Origin of the sequence: Serratia ureilytica, from assembly GCF_017309605.1 — a bacterium.
In the GTDB taxonomy this organism is placed as follows: domain Bacteria; phylum Pseudomonadota; class Gammaproteobacteria; order Enterobacterales; family Enterobacteriaceae; genus Serratia; species Serratia ureilytica.
Genome location: NZ_CP071320.1, coordinates 2,204,664 through 2,230,818, shown reverse-complemented (window position 1 = coordinate 2,230,818; position 26,155 = coordinate 2,204,664). Strand labels below are relative to the sequence as shown.

Here is a 26,155-nt window from a genome sequence, read left to right as displayed (position 1 = left end):
CCTGCGGTTCAGCGTGAGGAATACCCCTTTTACTGCTTGATGATGTACAGATTTTTAACGTCGGTATAGTCCAGCGGATCTTTGCCGGTGAACCCGCCTACCGTCGGTTTGATCAAACGCGCACTGACGCGGTAATACACCGGAATCAATGCGGAGTCTTTGTCCAACTGCGTTTCCGCCTGTTGGTAGAGCGCGGCGCGCGCGGCTTCATCCGGCGCCTTCAGCGTGGCGGCCATGATGGCGTCGAACGCCGGGCTCTTGTAAAACACGGTGTTGATGCTGCTGTTGGACAGCACCAGATTCAGGAAGGCGCTCGGCTCGTTGTAATCCCCGCACCAAGTGGCGCGCGCCACGTCGTACTGCCCCTGATGGCGGCTTTCCAGCGAGGTCTTCCACTCCTGGTTGCGCAGCGTGACGTCGGCGCCGAGGTTCTTCTTCCACATCGATGCGGCGGCGATCGCCTGCTGTTTGTTTTGATCGGAGGTGTTGTACAGCAGCGAGAACTTCAGCGGCTTGGCGGCGCTGTAACCCGCTTCCGCCAGCAGTTTTTTGGCTTCGGCGTTGCGCTGTTCCTGGCTCCAGCCGGCCCACGCGGGCTGCGTGAAGTTGGCGCCCTCCGTGAAGGTCGGCGTGAAGCTGTAGGCCGGGATCTGCCCCTGGCCCATGATTTTGTTGGCGATAATGTCGCGATCCAGCGTCATCTTCACCGCCGCACGCACCCGCGGATCGGTGAACGGCGCCCGCTGGTTATTGAGTTCGTAATAGAAAGTGCACAGATAAGGGTTAACGTGCAGTTGCTCGGGCACCTCGCGCTTCATTTTGACGTACAGGTACGGCGGAATGGCGCTGTTGGTGATATCGATTTCGCCGCTGCGGAAGCGATTGACGTCGCTGACTTCAGAAGCGATCGGCAGGAAGGTCGCCTGGTTGATCACCGTCTGCTTGTTATTCCAGTAGCTCGGGCTGCGCTCCAGCACAATGCGCTCGTTCACCACCCACTCTTTCAGGCGGTAAGCGCCGTTGCCGACATAGTTGGCGGGCAGCGTCCATTTGTCGCCGAATTTCTCCACCACCGCGCGTTTGACCGGTTTGAGCGACGTGTGGCTCAGCATGCTGATGAAATACGGCACCGGTTCGCTCAGGGTCACCTGCAGCGTTTGATCGTCCAGCGCCTTGACGCCGAGAGTCTGCGGGCTCTTTTTGCCGGTCAGGATGTCGTCGATATTCTCGACTTTGGTGTACTGCAGGTAACTGGCGTAGGGAGAAGCGATCTTCGGATCGGCCAGGCGCTGCCAACTGTAGACGAAGTCTTGCGCGGTGACCGGGCTGCCGTCGCTCCATACCGCGCCGGGGCGCAGGTGGAAGGTCCACTGCCGATAATCCTGGTTTTCCCAGCTCGCCGCCGCCGCCGGTACCACATGCCCGTTGGCGTCGGTGCTCACCAGCCCTTCCAGCAGGTTAAGAATGATATTGCTTTCGGGCACGCCCTCGACCTTATGCGGATCCAATGAAGCCACTTCGCTGCCGTTGTTGATGACAATATTCTGCTGCTGCGCCAATTGGACGCCGGCCGGAACCTCCGCCGCCAAACTGCTATTTACGGCAATGACGCTCAACGCGCCGCTAATCAACAAGGTCAAAGAAGTGCGCTTCAGGGTTTGCTGCATAATCGAGGCTCCTTTTCACCGACAAGCATCGCTTATCGAAGTTTGTGAAGTGTTTATAAGAATTCTAAATAAACGGATACCAGCAAAAATCATTCCCGTTTTTATGGCGCATTTCAGTTAATTGACCACGGGAAAGTTGCTCGGAAATTAGCAGAAGCCAAATTCCATAGCCAATAAATTTTACAAAAATGTTAAGCAATTCTCTTTTATCGCACCAAGCCCGATCCGGCCCTTGTGATGAAGGGCAAAGGAAGACATGAAAAAAACTTTGATTTTAAAGGATAAAACTCAAAATTAGTTTCATTTGAAACTGTCGACGCAATACCATTGCCGCACAAAGAAACATTCAGTTAACAAACCAGCCATTCAAAGAACAAACACCTGCCTACAGGCGGTTAATCACTAATAACACCTGGATGAAAGTGAGACAAGCCCCACAGAATGATGTGATTAATTTAACAACAGCTTTACCGTTTAACGAGGAGAAAACGCGCGGAAATGGGGAAAGAAAAGTGTCTGAAATAACGCTTAGCGTTTTTTTTAAGCAGCAACATGAGATTTATGCAACATAAGAGTGCAATGGCATAAATTTTATTCATCTTGTGCACTATAATAATGCGAACCAATAAATAATTTAACTTTTAAAATTAATTTTAGCCGCGCTCAAGGTCAGAGGCGCGGCCAAGCGAGAGCGATTACAACAGGCCGGGGAATATCGCCTTAATGCCGGTAACGATAAATTCGATCCCGAGCGCCATCAGCAACAGGCCCATGATACGGGTGATCACGTTGATGCCGGTCTGCCCAAGCAAACGCACCAACAGCGGCGCGGCGCGGAACAATAACCAGCAGCAAAAAGCGAATAAGGCGATCGCCACCGTAAAGCCGAGCAGGCTTTGCCAATTGTGATAACGGGAACTCCACACGATGGTGGAACTGATCGCCCCCGGCCCCGCCATCAATGGCAGCGCTAACGGCACCACGCCGATGCTTTCGCGGATCGCGCTCTCCGATTTCTCCTGTTTGTTCTGCTTATCTTCACCCAGCTTGCCGCTGATCATCGACATGGCGATGGTCACCACCAAAATACCGCCGGCGATGCGGAACGAATCGATGGAGATGCCGAACATCCGCAATATCCCTTCCCCCAGGAACAGCGATGTCCATAGAATGATGGCAACCGACAGGTTGGCGGTCAGGTTGGTTTTATTGCGCCCCGCTTCCGCCTGGTAACTGGTCATACTGATAAATACCGGCAAGATGCCCACCGGGTTGACCAGCGCAAACAGACCGACAAAGAACTTGATAAAGCCGGAAAGATCCAACAGAGATTGGCCCACAGATGGCTCCGCGTTAATTGCTGTAAAGGTGTGCTGACTATGCGCGCTAATGTAATGGAATTGCCGCGGGTAATCCATCCGGCCAGAGCAGCATTTTTGACTACCAGCAAGTTAGGCAACAAAACAAATGCCCTTTGTTAAAGTGATGTATGGCCTTTTGATTTTTTATGTTGAAAAAAGAGTCACCGATCACAGTTATTGAGAATCACTCTCAAAAACACCAAGCTGAAAGGTGTCAGCTTGCACTTTTCATGATTTAGATCACAAATCAACTACCCAACAGTGGGTAAGCTCTTAGTCGTAGTCAGGGAGTAGAACAAAGTAGGCCGCGGCATCGCCGGTTCCGTTCTCCTCACTGCCTGCCCCTCCGGTTGGCGTAGGGTGAAGCTCTTTAAGCAAATCAGCAGCATGCGAAGAAATAACGCGGGAAGACCCCGGTATTCTCATCACCGCTTATCCCCGTTACGACTATACTAGTGGCTCGCACGGCTTATTTACTGAAAGAGTTTAACATTATCAGGAGAGCATTATGGCTGTAACGAATGTCGCTGAACTGAACGAGCTTGTCGCACGTGTCAAAAAAGCCCAGCGCGAATATGCCAACTTCACTCAAGAGCAAGTGGATAAAATCTTCCGCGCTGCCGCCCTCGCCGCTGCTGATGCCCGTATCCCGTTGGCCAAAATGGCCGTGGAAGAATCCGGAATGGGTATCGTCGAAGACAAAGTGATCAAAAACCACTTCGCTTCCGAGTACATCTACAACGCCTATAAAGATGAAAAAACCTGTGGCATCCTGTCTGAAGATGACACTTTCGGTACCATCACCATCGCCGAACCTATCGGCCTGATTTGCGGTATCGTTCCTACCACCAACCCAACTTCTACCGCGATCTTCAAAGCGCTGATCAGCCTGAAAACCCGCAACGGCATCATCTTCTCGCCGCACCCGCGTGCGAAAAATGCCACCAACAAAGCCGCCGACATCGTGCTGCAAGCCGCTATCGCCGCCGGCGCGCCGAAAGACATCATCGGTTGGATCGACCAACCTACCGTCGAGCTGTCCAACCAGCTGATGCACCACCCTGACATCAATCTGATCCTGGCCACCGGTGGCCCGGGCATGGTGAAAGCCGCTTACAGCTCCGGCAAACCGGCAATCGGCGTAGGCGCCGGTAACACGCCGGTCGTGGTGGACGAGACCGCAGACATCAAACGCGTGGTCGCCTCTATCCTGATGTCCAAAACCTTCGACAGCGGCGTTATCTGCGCTTCCGAACAGTCGGTCATCGTCGTTGACGCTATCTATGATGCGGTACGCGAGCGCTTCGCTTCCCACGGCGGCTATCTGCTGCAGGGCAAAGAACTGAAGGCGGTGCAGGACATCATCCTGAAAAACGGCGGCCTGAACGCGGCCATCGTCGGGCAATCCGCGCCGAAAATCGCCGAGATGGCGGGCATTAAAGTGCCGGCCAACACCAAAGTGTTGATCGGCGAAGTGAAGCTGGTCGACGAGTCCGAACCTTTCGCCCATGAAAAACTGTCGCCGACGCTGGCGATGTACCGCGCCAAAGACTTCGAAGACGCCGTCGCCAAAGCCGAAAAATTGGTCGCCATGGGCGGTATCGGCCACACCTCTTGCCTGTATACCGACCAGGATAACCAAACGGCTCGCATCGCCTACTTCGGCGATAAAATGAAAACGGCTCGCATCCTGATCAACACCCCGGCTTCTCAGGGCGGTATCGGCGACCTGTATAACTTCAAACTCGCGCCTTCGCTGACGCTGGGTTGCGGTTCCTGGGGTGGTAACTCCATCTCTGAAAACGTCGGACCTAAGCACCTGATCAACAAGAAAACTGTAGCGAAGCGAGCAGAAAACATGTTGTGGCATAAACTTCCGAAATCGATCTACTTCCGCCGTGGCTCGCTGCCAATCGCGCTGGAAGAAGTGGCGACCGACGGGGCGAAACGCGCCTTCATCGTGACCGACCGTTTCCTGTTCAACAACGGCTATGCTGACCAGATCACCAAGGTTCTCAAGTCACACGGCATCGAAACCGAAGTGTTCTTCGAAGTGGAAGCCGATCCGACGCTGAGCATCGTGCGTAAAGGCGCCGAGCAGATGAACTCCTTCAAACCGGACGTCATCATCGCGCTGGGCGGCGGCTCGCCGATGGACGCCGCGAAAATCATGTGGGTGCTGTACGAACATCCTGAAACCCACTTCGAGGATCTGGCGTTGCGCTTCATGGACATCCGCAAGCGTATCTACAAGTTCCCGAAAATGGGCGTCAAAGCGAAGATGATCGCCATCACCACGACGTCAGGCACCGGTTCGGAAGTCACGCCATTCGCCGTCGTGACCGACGACGCCACCGGGCAGAAATACCCGCTGGCCGACTATGCGCTGACCCCGGACATGGCGATTGTCGACGCCAACCTGGTGATGAACATGCCGAAATCCCTGTGCGCCTTCGGCGGCCTGGATGCGGTGACCCACGCGCTGGAAGCCTACGTGTCGGTGCTGGCGAACGAATACTCTGACGGCCAGGCGCTGCAAGCGTTGAAACTGTTGAAAGAGTATCTGCCGGCCAGCTATAAAGAAGGCGCGAAGAACCCGGTTGCCCGTGAACGCGTGCACAACGCCGCCACCATCGCCGGTATCGCTTTCGCCAACGCCTTCCTCGGGGTTTGTCACTCCATGGCGCACAAACTGGGTTCGGAGTTCCACATTCCGCACGGCCTGGCTAACGCGATGCTGATTTCCAACGTCATTCGTTACAACGCGAACGACAACCCGACCAAGCAGACGGCCTTCAGCCAGTACGACCGCCCTCAGGCGCGCCGCCGCTACGCTGAAATCGCCGACCACCTCGGCCTGAGCGCACCGGGCGACCGCACCGCGCAGAAGATTGAGAAGTTGCTGGCCTGGCTGGACGAGCTGAAAACCGAGTTGGGCATCCCAGCTTCCATCCGTGAGGCGGGTGTGCAAGAAGCCGACTTCCTGGCGAAAGTCGACAAGCTGTCGGAAGACGCTTTCGACGACCAATGCACCGGCGCCAACCCACGCTATCCGCTGATTGCCGAACTCAAGCAAATCATGCTGGATACCTTCTATGGCCGCGAGTTCAGCGAAACGGTGGAAGAGGAAGCGGCTGCACCGGCCGCAGCCAAAACCGCAGTAAAGAAGTCCAAGAAATAACGGTTCCGTGAACCGATGAAAAAACCCGCCGAATGGCGGGTTTTTTATTGCGCCTGGCGCGCGGTTTTTCTTATCCCGCCGCCAAAACGCCTCAGCGGGCGCTGGCGGCATTTTCACCCCTACTCCAGGGAGTGAATCGCCTCTTTATAATGCTTGCGACAGACGGAGACATAGCTCTCGTTACCGCCAATCACCACCTGCTCGCCGGCGTGCATCGCCTTGCCATGTTCATCCAACCGCAACACCATGTTGGCTTTACGCCCGCAGTGACAGATGGTTTTCAATTCCACCAGTTTATCGGCCCAGGCCAGCAAATATTGGCTGCCGGTAAACAACTCGCCGAGAAAATCGGTACGCAAGCCGTAACACAATACGGGAATGTCCAGTTGGTCCACCACATCGCATAATTGCTCAACCTGCGCTTTGGTCAGGAATTGGCTTTCATCCAGCAGCACACAATGCACCGGCTGCTGTTGATGCTCTTGCTGGATCATGGCGTACAGCATCGAGTCGTTGTTATAGAGCTGCGCCTGCGAGGATAAACCAATGCGCGAACTGACTTTGCCTACGCCAAAGCGGTGATCGATCTCCGCGGTGAACACCAGCGTGCGCATACCGCGCTCTTGATAGTTATATGAAGACTGTAGCAGCGCGGTGGACTTGCCGGCATTCATCGCAGAGTAATAAAAATAAAGTTGAGCCATGGCCCCGCAACTCCGATGGTATAAGAAATATTCAAAATGTTGATTAGGACGGTAAGTGTACCATAACCTGCCCCCCGCCTCAGCCCAAAGCGAACGAATATTGCGTTCGCCGTAATAATGCGCTTTCAAGCGAAACATATCGTTCTGTCGGCCTGTTCTTTTTACAGCTATTTACAGGATAATGTATGCCTGTCATCACTATTAATTCTTGCTAATGGTTAAGCCCGGTGATTTGCCCATTAATGCCGACTTGCCCATTCCCTCTCGCTGGCGCTGCAGCCGCGGCGGAGCCCCCGTCTATTATACGCGAGCCCAATACCGGGCATTTAATCACCTGCGCCGACGCGCCAAGGTTTACTGACGCAATCTTTACCTATATACCCCTATTGTTTACAATGTCTGGCCTGCCGTGGCGTGATTAAGCCCACAGAACTCATTGTAATATTGATATAAATTACTACGATAACTTATCGATGAAAGCCTTGTGATACGCGCCTTTTAAAGCCTGTCTGCTGAAATTTTGACTTAAGCGCGCCAAGGGTAATAGTTAACAGCCCTTCCTATTATTAGTCGGACTGATCCGATTAACGGTTTTTTTAAAGGTAAATTTGAGTATTCAAGCCAATTTGGCTATTGCAGAAAAGAAAAGAGCACTCTATTATTATCGAGACGCCCCCCACCAATATAATTTGAGACTAGGACAATGAGCGAAGCATTAAAGATTTTGAACAACATCCGCACTCTGCGCGCCCAGGCAAGAGAATGCACACTGGAAACGCTGGAAGAAATGCTCGAGAAACTGGAAGTTGTTGTGAACGAACGTCGCGAAGAAGACAGCCAGGCTCAAGCAGAAATCGAAGAACGCACTCGTAAACTGCAGCAATACCGTGAAATGCTGATTGCTGACGGTATCGATCCAAATGAACTGCTGCAAACCATGGCTGCCAACAAGGCTGCCGGCAAAGCAAAACGTGCAGCACGTCCAGCTAAATACCAATATAAAGACGAAAACGGCGAGCTGAAAACCTGGACCGGCCAAGGCCGTACTCCTGCGGTGATTAAGAAAGCAATCGAAGAGCAAGGTAAATCTCTGGATGATTTCCTGCTGTAATAGCGATTCAGTCCGTATCTGAAAGGCTCCCTGCGGGGGGCCTTTTCATTTTTAGAGCGTATAACCCTGATCCCGTCATTCCTCTCTCCTTTTAGTAAATATCCTAATTCGCTTTTGCGCCGTACATGAGATCGCAGCGAAAAAAAAGGGACCCAAAGGCCCCTTCTGTCGCATTTATCCGCGTTCAATTATTGAACCTGATAGAATGCCTTATACCAGTCAACAAAGCGCTTCACGCCCTCTTCAACGCTGGTTTCCGGTTTAAAGCCAATGTCACGATAAAGCTCTTCCGTATCCGCGCTGGTATCCATCACATCGCCCGGTTGCATCGGCAGCATATTCTTACGGGCCGTCACCTCCAATGCCTTCTCCAACGCACTGATATATTCCATCAGTTTAACGGGGGTGTTATTGCCGATATTATAAACGTGATACGGCGCTGAACTGGTTGCCGGTGATCCCTGTTCAACGGTCCATGACGGATCCGCCTGCGGAATAACCGCCTGCAACCGCACTATCGCCTCGGCGATGTCATCGATGTAAGTAAAATCTCGGTGCATTTCACCGTGGTTATATACGTCGATGCTCTCCCCGGCCAATATGGCTTTGGTAAACTTGAACAGCGCCATATCCGGGCGCCCCCAGGGACCATATACCGTAAAGAACCGCAGCCCGGTCGTCGGGAGACCGTATAAATGGGAATAGCTGTGTGACATCAGCTCGTTGGCTTTTTTAGTCGCCGCATACAGTGACACCGGATGATCGACAGAATCTTCGGTGGCAAACGGCAGCTTGCGATTCAGGCCATATACCGAGCTGGAAGAGGCGTAAAGTAAATGCTCAACCTTATTATGACGGCAGCCTTCCAAAACGTTTAAATGACCGATCAGGTTGGCATCGGCATAAGCCAACGGATTGACCAGCGAATAACGTACGCCGGCTTGAGCCCCCAAATGAATGACTCGCTGGAACTGATGCTCGGCAAACAATGCCGCCATGCCTTCACGATCGGCCAAATCCAGCTTGATAAAGCGGAATCCCGGCTTATCCGCCAGTCGATCCAGACGGGCCATTTTCAGGCCCACATCATAATAATCATTCAGGTTATCAATGCCGACAACCTGATGACCGGCGGTCAACAAACGCTCTGCAACGTGATAGCCAATAAACCCTGCGGCGCCTGTAACCAGGAATTTCATGCTCACTCCTTAAATAACCGGTTTAATCGAGGCGCCGCGGCCAATTGCGTAATAGGTAAAGCCGCGATTTGCCAAACGCTCCGGATCGTACAGGTTACGGCCATCGAAGATCACCGGCTGCTTCAACGCACCCTTGATCACATCGAAGTCCGGCGCACGGAAGTTCTGCCATTCGGTGCAGATCACCAGCGCATCGGCGCCGTGCAATGCAGCCTCTTTGGTGCCCACCAGCTTCAAATCGTCACGCTGGCCATAGATGCGCTGAACTTCGTTCATCGCCTCCGGATCGTAGGCTTGAACGGTGGCGCCTGCGGCCCACAGCTGTTCCATCAGCACGCGGCTGGAAGCTTCACGCATGTCATCGGTATTCGGCTTGAACGCCAGCCCCCACAGCGCGAAGGTTTTGCCCTTCAGATCGCCGCCGAAGTAGTCGTTGATAAAGCTGTTCAGCTTGTCTTTCTGCTGATAGTTGACCTGCTCTACCGCCTGCAGCAGCTTCGGTTGGTAACCGATCTGCTCCGCCGTGCGGATCAGCGCCTGGACATCTTTCGGGAAGCAAGAGCCGCCGTAGCCGCAACCCGGGTAGATGAAGTGATAGCCGATGCGTGAGTCGGAACCGATGCCCTGACGCACTTTCTCAATGTCCGCGCCCAGCATTTCCGCCAGGTTGGACATTTCGTTCATAAAGCTGATCTTGGTCGCCAGCATGCAGTTAGCGGCATATTTGGTCAGCTCCGCGCTGCGGATATCCATCATGATCATACGATCGTGATTGCGGTTAAACGGTTCGTACAGCTCGCGAATAGGCTCGATCACATCTTTATTGTCGGTACCGATCACGATGCGCTCAGGACGCATGCAGTCTGCCACCGCCGCGCCTTCCTTCAGGAATTCCGGGTTGGATACCACGTCAAACGGCACGTTGCTGCCGCGTTTCGCCAGCGTTTCAGCCATCACCTGACGCACCTTGTCCGCCGTACCGACCGGCACGGTGGATTTGTCGATCACCACTTTGCGATCGGTCATGTGCTCGGCGATAGTGCGCGCCACCGCGGTGACGTACTTCAGATCGGCGGAACCGTCTTCATCCGGCGGCGTGCCGACGGCGATAAACTGGATAGTCCCGTGCGCCACGCCCGCTTTGGCATCGGTGGTGAAATGCAGACGGCCGGCCTCATAGTTTTGCTGCACCAGCGGCGTCAGACCCGGTTCGAAAATCGGGATATTCCCTTTTTTCAGGTTTTCGACTTTTCGCTCATCGACGTCAATACACATAACGTCATGGCCTACTTCAGCCAGTACGGCGGCCTGCACCAGACCCACATAACCAATACCAAAAACTGTTACTTTCATGTGAAAATCCTAGTTTTTCAAATTAAGACGAAAGATCACTCAATTACTTCTTGTCAGCGGCAACAACCTGTTGCAGCCACTGAGAAAATTCTTTGCCCAGGCTGGCATGGCGCATGCCGTATTCCACGAAGGCCTGCATGTAACCGAGTTTGTTACCGCAGTCATGGCTCACGCCTTTCAGGTGATACGCTTCCACCGTTTCCTGCTGCATCAGCATTTCGATACTGTCAGTCAGCTGAATTTCGTCGCCGGCGCCCGGAGGCGTTTTCGCCAACAGCGGCCAGATATCGGCGGAGAGGACATAACGACCGACAATCGCCAGGTTGGAAGGCGCTTTCTCCGGCGACGGCTTCTCGACCACGCTGACCATCGGCGCGCTTTCGCCCGGATGCAATTCGACGCCCTTACAGTCGGCTACGCCGTAGTTGCCAACATCTTTATGCGGCACAGGTTCAACCATGATCTGGCTGATGCCGGTGGTTTCGAAGCGCTGCAGCATGTCGTGCAAGTTGTCTTTTTTCGGATCGGCGCTGTATTCGTCAAGGATCACGTCCGGCAACACCACCGCGACCGGCTCATCGCCCACCATCGGGTAGGCGCACATAATCGCATGCCCCAAGCCTTTGGCATTCCCCTGGCGGACTTGCATCACGGTAACGCCCTTCGGGCAGATTGACTGCACTTCATCGAGCAGTTGACGCTTGACGCGTTTTTCCAGCATCGCTTCCAGTTCGAAACTGGTATCAAAATGGTTTTCGATCGAGTTCTTGGAGGAGTGGGTGACCAGCACAATCTCGTTAATCCCTGCTGCAATGCACTCATTGACGACGTATTGGATCAGCGGTTTATCAACCAGCGGCAGCATTTCTTTCGGAATGGCTTTGGTGGCCGGCAACATCCGCGTACCCAAGCCTGCAACCGGGATCACGGCTTTTCTGACTTTGCGATTTACAGCAGGCATTATTTCCTCTCTTAAAGCTGAAGCGCTCATTTTATGAGCTTGGGCTCGATATAAAAAAACCTTCGGAGTATACCAGCTTATGCGCGCCTGGCATTAACCAGAACACAAATAGAAAACATTTAGGACTATTACCCGTTCTGATAATCGGGAGAAGAAATAGACGGTTTAATTACCGATAAGTGAATAGCTTAAGATATCGCCGATCAACGCCTATTATTCAGCGCTGAGCATCAGCCGCAATCGGCCGCCGCTGCCCCATACCTGACATTGCCAGGCCGTACAGCGTTGACTGATCTGGTTCATGTAGGTGGCGCCCAGCGTGCCCAGCGGCACGCCGTTGCTCAGCTGAATTTGATTGTCGCCGGTATTGACGTTGGCATGCAGCCCGGCGGAAACCAGAATCAGGTTTTTATTTTCGGCGTGATAATATCCCAGCAACAGCGGGAATTGACCGTCTAATTTCCCCTGCCGCAATAATTGATTAACCTGCTTTAACAATGCCGACATTTGCGGCAGGCGATGTTGTTGATTAGCCAGATGGTCTTGCAGCAACCCATTAAATAATGCGCGTAACAGCAGCGCCGCCAATACGCCATTATCACCGGCGCGCGTGACGTCCAGGCAATAGAACGCCAGGTCTTTTTCTGACAATGCCGCGATATCCAGCACCAGCCCGGGATTTTCGCCCGTGGTTAACTGGCGATAGTTGATCCGGCAATGCGCAATGGTTTGCTGCACCGGCGGCTGCAATTGCTTAAGCAGTTTGACGGCTTCGGAAGGATTCTTGCTCAGCGCGTCCCAATCCTGAAACAGCTCAACCTCTTCAATCGCCTGGGAGGTAAACATATTGGGGTATAAACACGCCAGCACCGCCTCACGCAGGCGATTGAGATCGGTCAGCGGCTTCAGCAGCACATCTTGTACGCCCAAACGCAGCACCTTGGCGATGTCCGCCATCTTGTCGGTAGCCGAGATCACCAGCACCGGGATCTGCAGCCCCTGCAGACGCAGGTGTTCAACGAATTCGATGCCGCCCATTTCCGGCATCGCGAGATCGCACAGAATCAGATCCGGCTTGAAGTCATCGACGGCACTCAGCGCCTGTAAACCGTTGGTCGCCTCGCCGGTTTCAGCGCCCAGCGAGGTCAGATAACCGACCAGCACGGAACGAAAAACCTGTTCGTCCTCAACGATCAAGATACGCTTGTGAGTGAGTGGTAATGCCATCAGCCGAGCCTCGTCCCTTTCCATAGTGTAATAGTGGCTCAAAAAGGTCACTTATGCTCGTCTGAAACAGACCAACCGCGCATTGCCAACCAAGAACCGAGAATTATCTATTTTTTATCAACGGCAACAACCGATCCAGTTGTTTTTCAACCGCCAGCAACCCCGCCTCGACCGCTTCATCGGCGCGGTGGAAATCCAGCGTTGAGATCTGCGGGCAAAAAGGCTGGATCAAAACGTCCGGCGGATCGCTCGCCATCCGGTTGCGCTTCAGGCGATTTTCCAGCATTTGAATCGATGTGCTCATAATCTCCATCGCCGTCGGCGCCGTCGTCGGTTTGCGCTTGCGCATTCTGCCGACGCGCTCCCGCAGGCGCCCGCGCCAGGTCTCCGCAGGCGTATCGTCCGGGCTTTCGTCCTCGCCGCGTATCGAGAACAGATCCTGCTGCATCAAATGCGCGTCATGCTGCAGATCGACCGCAATGACAATATCGGCGCCCAGCGCCCGGCAGAGCGACACCGGTACCGGATTAACCACTGCGCCGTCCACCAGCCAATAACCGTCGGCCCACACTGGCGCCAATAGGCCTGGCATGCTGCAAGAAGCGCGCACCGCCTGATGAATATCGCCTTCGGTCAGCCACAGTTCGCGGCCGGTGCTGAGATTGGTCGTCACGGCGCCGAACTTCAGCGCACATTCGGCAATATCATTGATCTTCAACAGTTGCCCGACGGCAGTGAACACCCGATCGCCGCGCAACAAACCGCCGCGCTGCCAGGAAAAATCCATCAGACGAATGACGTCCCAATAGCTGAACGACCGCACCCACTGCTCCATCACCGGCAAACGGTGACTGGCGAATGCCGCCCCCACCAACGCGCCGACAGAACAGCCGGCAACGATATCGACCTCAATCCCCAGTTTCTTTAACGCATTGATCACGCCGATGTGCGCCCAGCCTTTAGCCGAGCCCGCCCCCAGCGCCAGTCCGATCTTGATTTGCCGCATAGCGCCATCCTCTCGGTAAAAGGTGTTCTCTGCTTTCAGGGTAGATTGTCACTGACGAATATTGTTAGGTAACATATGCGCTAAATTCATTTTCAGCCTCGTTTTCTCAGGAGTTATTTTGCCCGAATCATGCCCATGCGGCAGCGGACTGGCGTATAACGCGTGCTGCGCCCCTTTTATCAGCGGCAGTCAGCCGGCGCCGACGCCCGGCCAACTGATGCGTTCACGCTTCACCGCCTACGTGAATCATAACGTCGACTATCTGATCGCCACCTGGCACCCCGACTGCGGCGCCGAAGCGTGGCGCAATGCGATCGTCGACAGTTTCAAAAACACCGAATGGCTGGGCTTGACGATCGTCGAGGAGCAAACCGGCCATGAGCCGGACGAAGGCTTCGTCGAATTCATCGCCCGCTTCACCGATGGCGAAAGCGGCGAGCCCCAGGCGATGCATGAGCGCTCACGCTTCCTTCGTCGCGATCAACGTTGGTATTATATCGACGGCAGCAAACCCCAGCCCGGCCGAAATGCGATATGTCCCTGCGGCTCAGGGAAAAAATATAAGAAGTGCTGCGGGCGCTAGCCGGCCGGCGCTTCACGTTAACGCCTGCGCAGACAGGCCGTTCAGTATCAGACAGGATCCTCAAACCCATGCCACACCAAAATGTACAACGAAAAGTGTTACGCACCATCTGCCCGGACGCCAAAGGGCTGATCGCCAAGATCACCAACATCTGTTACAAACACGAGCTCAATATCGTCCAGAATAATGAGTTCGTCGATCACCGCACCGGGCGTTTCTTCATGCGCACCGAGCTGGAAGGCATTTTCAACGACAACACGCTGCTGGCCGATCTGGACAGCGCGCTGCCGGAAGGTTCGCTGCGTGAGTTGCACAGCACCGGACGTCGGCGCATCGTGGTGCTGGTCACCAAAGAGGCACACTGCCTGGGCGATCTGTTGATGAAAAGCGCCTATGGCGGCCTCGACGTTGAGATCGCCGCCGTAATCGGCAACCACGACACGCTGCAAACGCTGGTGGAGCGTTTCGATATTCCTTTCCATCTGGTGAGCCACGAAGGATTGACGCGCGAACAGCACGACCGCGAAATGACGGCCAAGATCGATCAATATCAGCCGGATTACGTGGTGTTGGCCAAATATATGCGCGTGCTGACGCCGGCCTTCGTGCAACATTATCCGAATCAGGTGATCAACATTCACCATTCGTTCCTGCCGGCGTTTATCGGCGCGCGGCCTTATCACCAGGCCTACGAACGCGGCGTGAAAATCATCGGCGCCACGGCTCACTACGTTAACGACAATCTCGACGAAGGCCCGATCATCATGCAGGACGTGATCCACGTCGATCACACCTATTCCGCCGAGGATATGATGCGCGCCGGCCGCGACGTAGAGAAAAACGTGCTCAGCCGAGCCCTGTATCAGGTGTTGGCGCAGCGCGTCTTCGTCTACGGCAATCGCACCGTTATTCTGTAATCGCTCAATAAATCGGTGCATTTCGTTCAGGGATGCACCGCCAAGAATAAAAAAACGGCAAACGATTCATTTTCTGCATTTCAATGCTTTACACATCCGCTTCATTTGATATGATGCGCCCCGCTTACCGAGACAGCGCTCTCGCAAGCAAGGCCAGTTAAATAGCCATGTATATGGTGGGGTTCCCGAGCGGCCAAAGGGAGCAGACTGTAAATCTGCCGTCACTGACTTCGAAGGTTCGAATCCTTCCCCCACCACCATCTTCTCTCTGTTGATGAACTTGAAGCGAAAGCTGAAATATCATTAAACGCCGGGGGGGGAGGATGAGAAGCTTCGACAAGGTTCGAGCCGAGCGCGGCGAGACAACGCGCTTTAGCGCGGTCATCCTTAGAAGCACACAATAGGAATTTAGCCCATTCCTTAAAAAATCAGCAAATCCATGAATACCATGGTGGGGTTCCCGAGCGGCCAAAGGGAGCAGACTGTAAATCTGCCGTCACTGACTTCGAAGGTTCGAATCCTTCCCCCACCACCATCTCTTGCCCCTCCAAAAATCTAATTAAATAGCCCTCGCATCAATAAACTCAATTTATCTCCCCTTATCGCCGCTTTCACCTTGATGTTTTATCTCCTCACTCCCAGCAGTAACTTGAACTCCGGCCGACAATTCGCTATACCACTGGCTTCTTTAGTGCAGTAAGGAACAGGTGGATGCGAAACAATATTTGCGTTTTTTGTGGCGCCAGCGAAGGTGTCAATCCCGCTTATGCCGAGCAGGCTCGCCAACTGGGGCAATTGCTGGCCGCACAGGGACGCCGTTTAATCTACGGCGGCGGCAAAAAAGGACTGATGGGGATTGTGGCGGACGCGGTGTTGGCGGCGGGCGGTGAAGCTGTCGGCATTATCCCCGAGCGCCTGGTTGAAGCGGAAACGGCGCATCGCGGCCTGACTGAATTGGAAGTGGTGCCAGACATGCATACGCGCAAAGCCCGTATGGCGGCGCTGGCGGACAGTTTTATCGCCCTGCCCGGCGGCATCGGCACGCTGGAAGAGCTGTTTGAAATCTGGACCTGGGGGCAAATCGGGTATCACAACAAACCGGTCGGCCTGCTGAACGTCAACGGTTTCTACCGCCCACTGAGCCAGTTCCTCGAACACGTCGCCGATCAGGGCTTCATGCGCCACGACTATCTCGGTACGCTGCACATCAGCGAATCGGCGCAAACGCTGCTGCAACAGTTTGACGACTATCAACCCAAAAATTACGACCGCTGGGCGAAATAATGCCGGCTGCGCAGTCAGCGGGCTCGCCGCTGTCTGCGTTACATTTCCCGCCAAACTCTGCTACTATCACAGCACATTTTTCTCGTGAAAACGGCACCGCTCATGAAGTTTGTCTCTTTTAATATCAATGGACTGCGCGCGCGTCCGCATCAGCTGGCGGCAATTATTGAACAGCACCAGCCCGACGTGATCGGTCTGCAGGAAACCAAAGTTCACGATGACATGTTCCCATTGGAAGAAGTCAGCCAGCACGGCTATCACGTGTTCTATCACGGGCAAAAAGGCCATTACGGCGTGGCGCTGCTGACCAAAGCGGAGCCCCTGGCCGTGCGCCGCGGTTTCCCAACCGATGAAGAAGACGCGCAGCGTCGCATCATCATGGCCGATCTGGCTACGCCGCAGGGCACACTGACGGTGATCAACGGCTACTTCCCGCAAGGTGAAAGCCGCGACCACCCGATCAAATTCCCGGCTAAAACACGCTTTTATCAGGATCTGCAAAACTACCTGGAGCAGCAGCTATCGGCGGAATCCCCGGTGCTGATCATGGGCGACATGAATATCAGCCCCAGCGATTACGATATCGGCATCGGCGAAGACAATCGCAAACGCTGGCTGCGCACCGGTAAATGCTCCTTCCTGCCGGAAGAGCGCGAATGGATGGACCGCCTGCTGAACTGGGGCCTGGTCGATACCTACCGCCACGCCAACCCGGGGCGCAACGACGAGTTCTCATGGTTCGACTACCGCTCCAAAGGGTTCGATGACAACCGCGGCCTGCGTATCGATCTGCTGCTGGCCAGCACCCCGCTGGCTTCACGCTGCATCGCTACCGGTATCGATTACCAAACCCGCGGCATGGAGAAACCTTCCGACCATGCGCCGGTCTGGGCGGAATTTACGCTGTAACCCCATCACCCCGGCGCTCGCCGGGGTTTTACTCTGTGAAGCCAATGAAAATTATCGACGTGGTAGCCGCCATTCTGGAACAAAATGGCCGCATTTTGCTGGCCCAGCGCGGCGCAGGCAGCGATCAGGCCGGTCTGTGGGAGTTTCCCGGCGGCAAGGTTGAAGCCGGCGAAAGCCAGCCAGAGGCGCTGGCGCGCGAGCTGGATGAAGAATTGGGGATTTGCGCCCGTATCGGCAACTATGTGGGCAGCAATCAGTGGCAGCAAGGCGAACGCCTCATCCGGCTGCACGCCTGGCAAGTCGCGGAGTTCTCCGGTGAACTGCAACAGCGCTGCCACTCGGCGCTGGTCTGGGTCACGCCGCAACAGGCGCAGGAATACGCTCTGGCACCCGCTGACGTTCCACTGCTGGCGGAGTATATCGCCGCGCAAGGCGATTCACGCTGAACGCGGCGATAGGTTACATCGTCACTTCTTCAATCGCACCCAAATCAAGGGGTTGGTGCCGATGGTGTTAGGCTCACGCACGCACTGTAGCACTTCCCCTGCCACTTTAAGCACCGCACCTTCGGAATAGTTCTGATTCTGGTAGACGCAACAGCGGTTGCAGGGCTGCGCCGGCGGCGGGTTGACGCCGCTTTTGGCCGTGCCCCAAATCTCCGGCGAAACCGGCAACACCACGTCCACATCGCCGCGATTGGCGGCGGCCAGGCCGGAAAACATCAGGGCAGCGGCAGCCAATACCCCAGTGAGTCCACGCTTCATTCACTCTTCTCCTGCGCCTTGCCGGCGCTTTTCCTGCGTTTTTTGCCCCCGCTGGAGGGCGGCGGCGGCAATCCACGAAACGCCATGCTCGCCCGGCTCTGCTTGGCCTGATAAATCAGCTCTTGCAGCGTGCCGACCAACGGCTGCATAAAGTCCTGATAGCGGCAGGATTTCTCGCTGATTTGCGTCAGCGTAGCTTCCCAGTTGGCCGTCATATCAGGACGCGCAGCAAGATCCGGCAGCGAGTGAATCAGCGCGCGCCCGGTTTCGCTGGAGTGAATATAGCGTCCCTTCTTGTACAGAAACGCCCGCTTGAACAGCAATTCGATGATTCCCGCTCGCGTCGCTTCCGTTCCTAAACCATCGGTCGCCCGCAGGATTTTCTTTAGCGCTTTATCTTGTACGAACCGCGCGATGCCGGTCATGGCCGACAACAGGCTGGCGTCAGTAAACGGCCGCGGCGGCTGCGTCTGGCGCTCCACCACTTCACCGCGCTCGCACAACAACTCATCATCTTTAGCCACCACCGGCAGCGGGGCACCTTCGTTTTCCTCGTCGCGCTCCTTACTGCCCAGCAGCGTACGCCAGCCGGCTTCCGCCAGGAATCGCGCCTTGGCGATAAATTTGCCGCCGGCGATATCCAGCTCGATCACGCATTTGCGGAATACCGCATCCGGACAAAACTGCATCAGATACTGGCGCGCCACCAGCCCATACACGTTCCGTTCATCCTGCGTCAGATTAATCTTGCCGGCACGGGCGGTGGGAATGATAGCGTGGTGCGCATCGACTTTTTTATCGTCCCAGCAGCGGTTGCGGCGATCGCTGTCGATCACCGGCTGCGGATACAGCTCAGGCTGGTGAACGCTGATGGCGTTCAGCACCGCGTGACGGCCGGCGAAATGCTCTTCCGGCAGGTAGCGACAGTCGGAACGCGGATAGGTAATCAACTTGTGGGTTTCGTACAGCCGCTGGCAAACGTCCAGCACCTGTTGCGCGCTGAGGTTATAACGCCGGGCCGCTTCGATTTGCAGCGTGGAGAGCGAAAACGGCAGCGGCGCAGTATCGGATTCCCGTTTATCGTTATAAGACGTGACCAGCGCCGGCTGGCCTTCGATGCGCTTGACCACATGCTCCGCCAACGGCCGGTGCAGCAAACGCCCCTCTTCATCCTGATAAGGCTCACAGGACTCACTGGGCTGCCACAGCGCCACGAAGCGTTCTTCTTTCGGCGTGACGATGTGCGCCTTGACCTCAAAGAAGTCTTTTGGCACGAAGTTTTCGATCTCTTCATCGCGCCGTACCACCAATCCGAGCACCGGCGTCTGCACCCTGCCTACCGACAGCACGCCGTCGTAACCGGCGTTGCGGCCCAGCAGCGTGTAGGCGCGGGTCATATTGATGCCGTACAGCCAGTCGGCGCGCGAACGCGCCAGCGCAGACACGCACAACGGAATGAAATCACGGTTGTCGCGCAGGCGTTCAACCGCGCGCTCCACCGCCTGCGGGTTGAGATCGTTGATCAGACAGCGGCGTACCTTCTGGCGCTTTTCCGCCGTCAAATCCAGGTAGTCCAGCACCTCATCCACCAGCAGTTGCCCTTCGCGATCCGGGTCGCCGGCGTGAACCACTTCATCGGCTTCAAGCAGCAACTTTTTGATGGCGTTGAGCTGTTTGCTGACCGACGGCCGCGGCTGCAACCGCCATTTTTCGGGGATGATCGGCAGATCCGCCAACGACCAGCGCGCATAGCGGCTGTCATAAGCGTCAGGCTGAGCCTGTTCCAACAGGTGGCCGACGCACCAGGTCACCACGTCGTTGTTGCCGCAGGCGATATACCCGTCGCCGCGGCGATGCGGCTTGGGCAAGACGTCGGCAATGGCGCGCGCCAAACTCGGTTTCTCGGCTATGAACAGTCGCATTAATCACCGTTTTTCTGGCTGAACGTCATCAAGAATTCTCTTACTTCTGCATAGTTCCCGCGGAAGACAATCCGCTGGGCTTTCTTTTCCAACTGATAGCAATACATCGGATCGTAGTACTGCTGCAACAGGGGCGCCAACCACTCACGGTGCGCCTCGCCCTGGCCGCTGAGTCGCTGAGCCCGCAGCGCCGCTTCCAGCCGCTGCGTCAGTTGCTGGAAGCGTTCCAGCCCCAGGCGGCGGCGTATGGCGAACAGGCCGTGGTGCAGATAGTCGTCATACTGTCGCCAGCCCTCTTCCATGCCATAGGCCTGTTCGAACTGTTCGCGCATCCCGTCGATATATTCGGCCTGCAGGCGCGCCAGACGAATATCGAACGGATCGTCGATCACCGCCACCGGCGCCTGCTGCATGCCGTTGAACAACGACAACGGCAGATTGTTGCTGCCGATGATCCGCCCTTCGTCTTCCAGCACCCAACGGCGGCTGCCACCATGCTGTTTTTTCAGCAATAACACAGCCAGACGATTCTCAAAATCGATCTGTGAGCTTTGCCCCGCCAGCGTTCGGCCAAAAGATGAACCGCGATGGCGCGCCGCGCCTTCCAGATCGACGCCGTCGGCAAGTTCGTTGACCAGCAACGTCTTGCCGCTGCCGGTATTGCCGCCCACCAGGGCCATCGGCAATGCCGCGCTTTGCGCCAACACGCCCAGCAGATAATTGCGCAGCGCCTTATAACCGCCAGTGATACGCGGGTACTCGACGCCGGCCTCATGCAGCCATTGCTGCACCAGCTGCGAGCGCAACCCGCCACGGAAGCAGTAAATATAGCCTTCGGGTCGCTGCGCACAGGCCGCCAGCCAGGCGGCGGTGCGCTGTTCGCGCAGTTTGCCGTTCACCAAGCTGTGGCCGAGCGCGATCGCCGCTTGCTGACCATGCTGCTTATAGCAGGTGCCCACCGCCTGCCGCTCGCTGTCGACCATCAGTGGCAGGTTCACCGCCTGAGCGAAGGCGCCTTGCTGAAACTCGATCGGCGCGCGCACGTCAATCAGCGGCACGTCCTGCAGAAAAATGCGTTGATAATCGGCGCTGTCCGGCCTGCCTTGCATCTTGGACACTACACAACCTCGATCAGCGGCTTATCGGCCGATGCCACATGCAGCTCGCCGATGGCGTTGAGCGTAATGCCATGCTGTTCGGCAATCGCCAGCACCTGCGCTTCCGCCTCCGGCAATACCGCCAACAGCAAACCGCCGGAGGTCTGAGGATCGCACAGCAACTGGCGCTGCAGATCGCTCATCTCGCCCACCAGATGGCCATAGCTGTCGAAGTTGCGCCCGGTACCGCCCGGCACGCAGCCCTCGGCAATATACGCCTCGACGTCCGGCAGCTTCGGCACCCGATCGAACCAGACCGTCGCCTGCAGGCCGGAACCCTGACATACCTCGCTCAGGTGGCCCAGCAGGCCAAAACCGGTGATGTCGGTCATCGCCGTGACGCCCGCCACCTCGGCAAAGTCGGCGCCCGGCTTGTTAAGGCGGCACATCACGTCCGTCGCCAGCCCATGATGTTCGGGGCGCAGCTTGCTTTGCTTCTCGGCGGTCGTCAGCACGCCGATGCCCAGCGGCTTGGTCAGATAGAGTTTAGCCCCGGCCTGCGCGGCGCTGTTCTTCTTCACCCGCTCGGTATTGACCACGCCGGTGACCGCCAGGCCGAAGATAGGTTCAGGCGCATCGATGGAGTGGCCGCCGGCCAGCGCGATCCCCGCCTGCTGGCAGGCGAAACGCCCACCGTCGATCACCTGCTGCGCCACCTCCGGCGGCAGTTTGGCGATCGGCCAGCCGAGAATGGCGATCGCCATGATCGGTTTGCCGCCCATGGCGTACACGTCGCTGATGGCGTTGGCGGCGGCGATGCGGCCGAAATCGAACGGATCGTCGACGATCGGCATGAAGAAGTCGGTGGTGCTGATAATGCCGACGCCGTTGCCGATGTCATATACCGCCGCGTCGTCGCGGGTTTCATTGCCGACCAGCAGACGCGGATCGACAAATTTCTCCCGCTCGCTGTGCAGGATGGTTTCGAGAACTTTCGGTGAGATTTTGCAGCCGCAGCCAGCGCCATGGCTGTACTGGGTTAAACGGATCGCTGGCGATGTCATAGTCCACTCCCTTCGATAACGGCACTCAAGATAACATAGGGTAGCGCTTGCCGAGGGGATTGATAAGAGCGGGCCGCCGATAAGCGAACGGCCTGCTCAGAAACCATGCAATTTTGCGGGGTTTGGCGCATTTTCGCCGCGCCCCGTCGGATAATACTTAGAAATAGCTGACGAAAGGCGTGCTGTCCGGCGGCGTCACTTTGGTGGCGGCCTTCAGCTGCGGCGTGCCCAGATAGAGGAAACCGACGATCTCGTCCTGCTCGCGGCAGCCGAAGGCTTCGCGCACCAGCGCATGCTCGGTCCAGGCGCCGGTGCGCCAGATGCCGTTAAAGCCCTGCGCCAGCGCCGCCATCTGCATCGCCTGCACGGCGCAACCGGCGGAAACCACCTGCTCCCAGCGCGGCACCTTAGTTTCTTCAGTGCAATGCGCGATGACGGTGATGATCAGCGGTGCGCGGAACGGCGCCTTGGTGGCTTTTTCGATCGCCGCCTCATCCAACTGATCCTGCTTCGCCGCCGCCTGCAGCAGCTGACTGAAGCGCTCCAGGCCCTGATTCTCGATCATCACGAAACGCCACGGCTGCAGCGCGCCGTGATCGGGCGCACGCAGGCCCGCGTTGATGATGTTTTGGCGCACTTCCCCCGCCGGCGCCGGTTCCGCCAGGCGCGAAGCCGAGCGACGATTCAATAAAAGATCCAGAGCATCCATCGTAAACTCCTGATAACAATTTTCATTCCGGCCACGTTAACATAGCTAAACGGCGAGTTACAGCCTCGGCGATAGCGTCTGTGTGCCACGATTTAAAGCTGACATTTACCCGGCCGCTCATTAGGATAGCGGAACATTCTCGACTCTTGTTGGAGAGCACATGCGCACATTGTGGCAAATTATTGCCGGCATTTTCCGGTGGACATGGCGTCTGCTGAATTTTATCAGGGAACTGATCCTTAACCTGTTCCTGGTCCTGCTGATCCTGGTTGGGGTCGGCATCTATCTGTCCTTCCAAAGTTCCTCCACCTCGACGGCCCCGGCGCGCGGCGCGCTGTTGGTCGATTTAAGCGGCGTGGTGGTCGATCAGCCTTCGGTAAACAACCGGGTGCGGCAATGGGGGCGTGAACTGTTGGGCGCCTCCAGCAGCCGCCTGCAGGAGAACTCGCTGTTCGACGTGGTGGACAGCATCCGCAAGGCCAAAGACGACAAAAACATTACCGGCATGGTGTTGCAGCTGAATGACTTCGCCGGCGCCGATCAGCCGTCGCTGCGCTATATCGGCAAAGCGCTGCGCGAGTTCCGCGACAGCGGCAAACCGATCTTCGCCATCGGCGACAGTTACAATCAAACGCAATACTACCTGGCCAGCTACGCCAACAAGGTCTACCTCTCGCCGCAGGGCGCGGTCGATCTGCACGGTTTCGCCACCAACAACCTGTATTACAAGTCGTTGCTGGACATGCTCAAGGTCACCACCAATATCTTCCGCGTCGGCACCTATAAATCGGCGGTCGAACCGCTGATCCGCGACGACATGTCCCCGGCGGCGCGCGAAGCGGACAGCCGCTGGATTGGCGGTCTGTGGCAGAACTATCTGGAAACCGTGGCGGCCAACCGGCAGCTGACGCCGCAGCAGCTGTTCCCCGGCGCCGCCGGCGTGCTGAGCGGCCTGCAGGCGGCAGGCGGCGACACCGCCCGCTATGCGCTGGACAATAAGCTGGTGGACGAGCTGGCGTCGCGCACCGCGATCGAAAATCAGCTGGTCAAAACCTTCGGCTGGGACAAACAGGCGAACGATTTCAACGCCATTAGCATCTACGACTACCAGCCGAAGCCGGACGCCAACCAGGGTGGCAAGATCGCCGTGGTGTTCGCCAACGGCGCCATCATGGACGGCCCGCAGACGCCGGGCAACGTCGGGGGCGACACCACCGCCGCCGAGCTGCGTCAGGCCCGTCTGGATCCGGCCGTCAAAGCCGTGGTGTTCCGCGTCAATAGCCCTGGCGGCAGCGTCAGCGCGTCCGAAGTGATCCGCTCCGAGCTGGCCGCCGTGCGCGCCGCCGGCAAACCGGTGGTGGTGTCGATGGGCGGCATGGCCGCGTCGGGCGGTTACTGGGTCTCAACGCCGGCCGACTACATCATCGCCAGCCCGAGCACGCTGACCGGCTCCATCGGTATTTTTGGCATCATCAATACCTACGAGAAAACCCTGGATACGCTGGGCGTGCACACCGACGGCGTGGCGACATCGCCGCTGGCCGATATCGCGGTCACCAAGGCGTTGCCGCAGGAGTTCTCGCAGATGATGCAGCTGAATATCGAAAACGGGTATAAGAACTTCCTCGATCTGGTCGCCAAATCACGCAAGATGACCCCGCAGCAGGTTGACCAAATCGCGCAGGGCCACGTGTGGCTCGGCAGCGACGCCAAGGCCAACGGCCTGGTCGATCAGTTGGGCGATTTCGACGATGCGGTGAAGAAAGCCGCTGAGCTGGCGAAACTGCAACAGTGGCAGCTCGACTGGTTCGTCGACACCCCGAGCCTGAGCGATATGGTGCTCAGCCAGTTCGGCGTTTCCATTCACGCCATGCTGCCGGCGGCGATTCAGGCCATGCTGCCTGCCCCGCTGGCCTCGGTCGCCAATGCGGTGAAAGAGCAGCCGGGTTTGTTCAATAACTTGAACGATCCGCAGAACCGCTACGCGATCTGTCTGACCTGCGGAGAAGTCCGCTAACAAATAATTCTGCAGCCCGGCCTCCGCCGGGCTTTTTTTCTGCCGCCATGTCCCTATAATTCAGCCCATCTTATCTTTGTTAAAATCATAACCATGCAAAAGAAATCCATTTACGTCGCCTACACCGGCGGCACCATCGGCATGCAGCGTTCCGAGCACGGCTATATTCCGGTTTCCGGCCACCTGCAGCGTCAGCTGGCGCTGATGCCGGAATTCCATCGGCCGGAGATGCCGGATTTCACCATTCATGAATACGCGCCGCTCATCGATTCCTCGGACATGACGCCGGAAGACTGGCAGCACATCGCCGACGACATCAAACAGAACTACGATCGCTACGACGGCTTCGTGATCCTGCACGGCACCGATACCATGGCGTTCACCGCCTCGGCGCTCTCCTTCATGCTGGAGAACCTGGCCAAACCGGTGATCGTCACCGGCTCGCAGATTCCGCTGGCGGAGCTGCGCTCCGATGGCCAAACCAATCTGCTGAATGCACTGTATCTGGCGGCCAACCATCCGGTGAACGAAGTCAGCCTGTTCTTCAACAACAAGCTGTTCCGCGGCAACCGCACCACCAAAGCGCACGCCGACGGCTTCGACGCCTTCGCCTCCCCGAATCTGCCGCCGCTGCTGGAAGCCGGTATCCACATTCGTCGCCAGCACGGCATCGACAGCCCGGTTTGCAACGGTGCGCTGCAGGTACATGACATCACGCCGCAACCGATCGGCGTCGTCACCATCTATCCGGGCATTTCCGGCGCGGTGGTGCGCAACTTCCTGCTGCAGCCGGTCAAGGCGCTGATCTTACGCTCCTACGGCGTCGGCAACGCGCCGCAGAAGGCCGAGCTGATCGACGAGTTGCGCGCGGCTTCCGAACGCGGCATCGTAGTGGTCAACCTGACGCAGTGCATCTCCGGGCGCGTCAATATGGAAGGCTACGCCACCGGCAACGCGCTGGCGCACGCCGGGGTGATAAGCGGTTTCGACATGACGGTGGAAGCCGCTCTGACCAAGCTGCACTATCTGTTGAGCCAGCCGCTGACGCCGGAACAAATCCGCGCCCTGATGCAGCAAGATCTGCGCGGCGAGCTGAGCATCAACGGTTAATCGACTGAA

General features: G+C 56.6%; 22 protein-coding genes and 2 tRNA genes. 11 read left to right on the top strand and 13 right to left on the bottom strand.

All coding sequences use genetic code 11. The annotated features are described in order from the left end of the window. Positions 1-29 precede the first annotated feature (29 nt). Together J0X03_RS10390 and J0X03_RS10385 are read right to left on the bottom strand one after the other, a co-directional pair. Entirely contained in the window at positions 30-1,667 is a 1,638-nt protein-coding gene (locus J0X03_RS10390; RefSeq protein WP_033650226.1) for an ABC transporter substrate-binding protein, read from the bottom strand. A gap of 695 nt (positions 1,668-2,362) precedes the next feature. Then, positions 2,363-3,007: a YchE family NAAT transporter gene (locus tag J0X03_RS10385; RefSeq protein ID WP_015378089.1), complete on the bottom strand. Its 645-nt coding sequence runs from the start codon at positions 3,005-3,007 to the stop codon at positions 2,363-2,365. 529 nt (positions 3,008-3,536) lie between these two features. On the opposite strand from J0X03_RS10385, the gene adhE reads away from it, so the two are divergent. Further along, entirely contained in the window at positions 3,537-6,209 is a 2,673-nt protein-coding gene (adhE, locus tag J0X03_RS10380; protein ID WP_094142705.1) for a bifunctional acetaldehyde-CoA/alcohol dehydrogenase, read from the top strand. A 119-nt stretch (positions 6,210-6,328) separates the two neighbouring features. On the opposite strand, the gene J0X03_RS10375 is transcribed toward adhE, so the two are convergent. Continuing rightward, positions 6,329-6,913 (bottom strand): thymidine kinase, encoded by a 585-nt coding sequence (locus tag J0X03_RS10375; protein ID WP_033643301.1) that lies wholly within the window; start codon positions 6,911-6,913, stop codon positions 6,329-6,331. A 703-nt stretch (positions 6,914-7,616) separates the two neighbouring features. Between J0X03_RS10375 and hns the strand changes: the two genes are divergently transcribed. Continuing rightward, complete coding sequence (gene hns, locus J0X03_RS10370) at positions 7,617-8,024, top strand: histone-like nucleoid-structuring protein H-NS (RefSeq protein WP_004932170.1); 408 nt, start codon at positions 7,617-7,619, stop codon at positions 8,022-8,024. Positions 8,025-8,212: 188 nt separating this feature from the next. On the opposite strand, the gene J0X03_RS10365 is transcribed toward hns, so the two are convergent. From J0X03_RS10365 to rssA, 5 genes are all read right to left on the bottom strand, one after another. Beyond that, positions 8,213-9,223, bottom strand: coding sequence for an NAD-dependent epimerase (locus tag J0X03_RS10365; RefSeq protein WP_122016327.1), 1,011 nt, complete (start codon positions 9,221-9,223; stop codon positions 8,213-8,215). A gap of 9 nt (positions 9,224-9,232) precedes the next feature. Continuing rightward, entirely contained in the window at positions 9,233-10,576 is a 1,344-nt protein-coding gene (locus tag J0X03_RS10360; RefSeq protein WP_046687225.1) for a UDP-glucose dehydrogenase family protein, read from the bottom strand. Positions 10,577-10,619: 43 nt separating this feature from the next. Then, positions 10,620-11,537, bottom strand: coding sequence for a UTP--glucose-1-phosphate uridylyltransferase GalU (galU, locus tag J0X03_RS10355; RefSeq protein ID WP_033650221.1), 918 nt, complete (start codon positions 11,535-11,537; stop codon positions 10,620-10,622). Between the two features lie 213 nt (positions 11,538-11,750). After that, the gene (gene rssB, locus J0X03_RS10350) at positions 11,751-12,764 is read right to left on the bottom strand and encodes a two-component system response regulator RssB (protein WP_004932178.1); all 1,014 of its coding nucleotides are present in this window, start codon (positions 12,762-12,764) and stop codon (positions 11,751-11,753) included. A 103-nt stretch (positions 12,765-12,867) separates the two neighbouring features. Continuing rightward, on the bottom strand, positions 12,868-13,770 hold the full coding sequence (rssA, locus tag J0X03_RS10345; protein WP_122016326.1) for a patatin-like phospholipase RssA: 903 nt from the start codon (positions 13,768-13,770) through the stop codon (positions 12,868-12,870). A 118-nt stretch (positions 13,771-13,888) separates the two neighbouring features. On the opposite strand from rssA, the gene J0X03_RS10340 reads away from it, so the two are divergent. From J0X03_RS10340 to J0X03_RS10310, 7 genes are all read left to right on the top strand, one after another. Further along, the gene (locus tag J0X03_RS10340; protein ID WP_033643306.1) at positions 13,889-14,353 is read left to right on the top strand and encodes a YchJ family protein; all 465 of its coding nucleotides are present in this window, start codon (positions 13,889-13,891) and stop codon (positions 14,351-14,353) included. Positions 14,354-14,421: 68 nt separating this feature from the next. After that, positions 14,422-15,270 (top strand): formyltetrahydrofolate deformylase, encoded by an 849-nt coding sequence (gene purU, locus J0X03_RS10335; protein WP_004932187.1) that lies wholly within the window; start codon positions 14,422-14,424, stop codon positions 15,268-15,270. A 175-nt stretch (positions 15,271-15,445) separates the two neighbouring features. Further along, positions 15,446-15,530, top strand: a tRNA-Tyr gene (locus J0X03_RS10330). A 190-nt stretch (positions 15,531-15,720) separates the two neighbouring features. Further along, positions 15,721-15,805, top strand: a tRNA-Tyr gene (locus tag J0X03_RS10325). Between the two features lie 176 nt (positions 15,806-15,981). After that, positions 15,982-16,554 (top strand): LOG family protein, encoded by a 573-nt coding sequence (locus J0X03_RS10320; RefSeq protein ID WP_004932190.1) that lies wholly within the window; start codon positions 15,982-15,984, stop codon positions 16,552-16,554. Between the two features lie 102 nt (positions 16,555-16,656). Then, the gene (xthA, locus tag J0X03_RS10315; RefSeq protein WP_004932192.1) at positions 16,657-17,463 is read left to right on the top strand and encodes an exodeoxyribonuclease III; all 807 of its coding nucleotides are present in this window, start codon (positions 16,657-16,659) and stop codon (positions 17,461-17,463) included. Positions 17,464-17,507: 44 nt separating this feature from the next. After that, entirely contained in the window at positions 17,508-17,909 is a 402-nt protein-coding gene (locus J0X03_RS10310) for a pyrimidine (deoxy)nucleoside triphosphate diphosphatase (protein ID WP_016927483.1), read from the top strand. Between the two features lie 21 nt (positions 17,910-17,930). Here J0X03_RS10310 and J0X03_RS10305 read toward each other — a convergent pair whose 3' ends face one another. From J0X03_RS10305 to J0X03_RS10285, 5 genes are all read right to left on the bottom strand, one after another. After that, a complete protein-coding gene (locus J0X03_RS10305) occupies positions 17,931-18,227 on the bottom strand; it encodes a YnjH family protein (protein WP_116403571.1) in 297 nt (98 codons plus the stop codon). Next, positions 18,224-20,149 carry a DNA topoisomerase III gene (locus J0X03_RS10300; protein ID WP_016927481.1) on the bottom strand — a complete coding sequence of 642 codons (1,926 nt, stop codon included), beginning with the start codon at positions 20,147-20,149 and terminating at the stop codon, positions 18,224-18,226. The genes J0X03_RS10305 and J0X03_RS10300 overlap by 4 nt, the downstream gene beginning before the upstream one ends. Further along, entirely contained in the window at positions 20,149-21,258 is a 1,110-nt protein-coding gene (mnmH, locus tag J0X03_RS10295; protein ID WP_206975708.1) for a tRNA 2-selenouridine(34) synthase MnmH, read from the bottom strand. The genes J0X03_RS10300 and mnmH overlap by 1 nt, the downstream gene beginning before the upstream one ends. Positions 21,259-21,266: 8 nt before the next feature. Next, complete coding sequence (gene selD / locus J0X03_RS10290; protein ID WP_129993019.1) at positions 21,267-22,310, bottom strand: selenide, water dikinase SelD; 1,044 nt, start codon at positions 22,308-22,310, stop codon at positions 21,267-21,269. A gap of 157 nt (positions 22,311-22,467) precedes the next feature. Continuing rightward, entirely contained in the window at positions 22,468-23,019 is a 552-nt protein-coding gene (locus J0X03_RS10285; protein ID WP_004932204.1) for an NAD(P)H nitroreductase, read from the bottom strand. Positions 23,020-23,179: 160 nt separating this feature from the next. Here J0X03_RS10285 and sppA point away from each other — a divergent pair, with 160 nt between their 5' ends. Both sppA and ansA read left to right on the top strand, forming a co-directional pair. Continuing rightward, positions 23,180-25,036, top strand: a complete 1,857-nt coding sequence (gene sppA, locus J0X03_RS10280) for a signal peptide peptidase SppA (protein WP_033643311.1) — start codon at positions 23,180-23,182, stop codon at positions 25,034-25,036. Positions 25,037-25,129: 93 nt separating this feature from the next. Continuing rightward, positions 25,130-26,146 carry an asparaginase gene (gene ansA / locus J0X03_RS10275; protein ID WP_033643312.1) on the top strand — a complete coding sequence of 339 codons (1,017 nt, stop codon included), beginning with the start codon at positions 25,130-25,132 and terminating at the stop codon, positions 26,144-26,146. Positions 26,147-26,155 lie beyond the last annotated feature (9 nt).

Coding starts and splice junctions, on each gene's coding strand:
- rssB (WP_004932178.1), bottom strand. CDS start 12,764: ATGGCATTACCACTCACTCACAAGCGTATCTTGATCGTTGAGGACGAA.
- xthA (WP_004932192.1), top strand. CDS start 16,657: ATGAAGTTTGTCTCTTTTAATATCAATGGACTGCGCGCGCGTCCGCAT.
- adhE (WP_094142705.1), top strand. CDS start 3,537: ATGGCTGTAACGAATGTCGCTGAACTGAACGAGCTTGTCGCACGTGTC.
- mnmH (WP_206975708.1), bottom strand. CDS start 21,258: ATGCAAGGCAGGCCGGACAGCGCCGATTATCAACGCATTTTTCTGCAG.
- J0X03_RS10310 (WP_016927483.1), top strand. CDS start 17,508: ATGAAAATTATCGACGTGGTAGCCGCCATTCTGGAACAAAATGGCCGC.
- purU (WP_004932187.1), top strand. CDS start 14,422: ATGCCACACCAAAATGTACAACGAAAAGTGTTACGCACCATCTGCCCG.
- sppA (WP_033643311.1), top strand. CDS start 23,180: ATGCGCACATTGTGGCAAATTATTGCCGGCATTTTCCGGTGGACATGG.
- J0X03_RS10360 (WP_046687225.1), bottom strand. CDS start 10,576: ATGAAAGTAACAGTTTTTGGTATTGGTTATGTGGGTCTGGTGCAGGCC.
- J0X03_RS10390 (WP_033650226.1), bottom strand. CDS start 1,667: ATGCAGCAAACCCTGAAGCGCACTTCTTTGACCTTGTTGATTAGCGGC.
- J0X03_RS10375 (WP_033643301.1), bottom strand. CDS start 6,913: ATGGCTCAACTTTATTTTTATTACTCTGCGATGAATGCCGGCAAGTCC.
- J0X03_RS10305 (WP_116403571.1), bottom strand. CDS start 18,227: ATGAAGCGTGGACTCACTGGGGTATTGGCTGCCGCTGCCCTGATGTTT.
- galU (WP_033650221.1), bottom strand. CDS start 11,537: ATGCCTGCTGTAAATCGCAAAGTCAGAAAAGCCGTGATCCCGGTTGCA.
- J0X03_RS10320 (WP_004932190.1), top strand. CDS start 15,982: ATGCGAAACAATATTTGCGTTTTTTGTGGCGCCAGCGAAGGTGTCAAT.
- ansA (WP_033643312.1), top strand. CDS start 25,130: ATGCAAAAGAAATCCATTTACGTCGCCTACACCGGCGGCACCATCGGC.
- rssA (WP_122016326.1), bottom strand. CDS start 13,770: ATGCGGCAAATCAAGATCGGACTGGCGCTGGGGGCGGGCTCGGCTAAA.
- hns (WP_004932170.1), top strand. CDS start 7,617: ATGAGCGAAGCATTAAAGATTTTGAACAACATCCGCACTCTGCGCGCC.
- J0X03_RS10285 (WP_004932204.1), bottom strand. CDS start 23,019: ATGGATGCTCTGGATCTTTTATTGAATCGTCGCTCGGCTTCGCGCCTG.
- J0X03_RS10300 (WP_016927481.1), bottom strand. CDS start 20,149: ATGCGACTGTTCATAGCCGAGAAACCGAGTTTGGCGCGCGCCATTGCC.
- selD (WP_129993019.1), bottom strand. CDS start 22,310: ATGACATCGCCAGCGATCCGTTTAACCCAGTACAGCCATGGCGCTGGC.
- J0X03_RS10365 (WP_122016327.1), bottom strand. CDS start 9,223: ATGAAATTCCTGGTTACAGGCGCCGCAGGGTTTATTGGCTATCACGTT.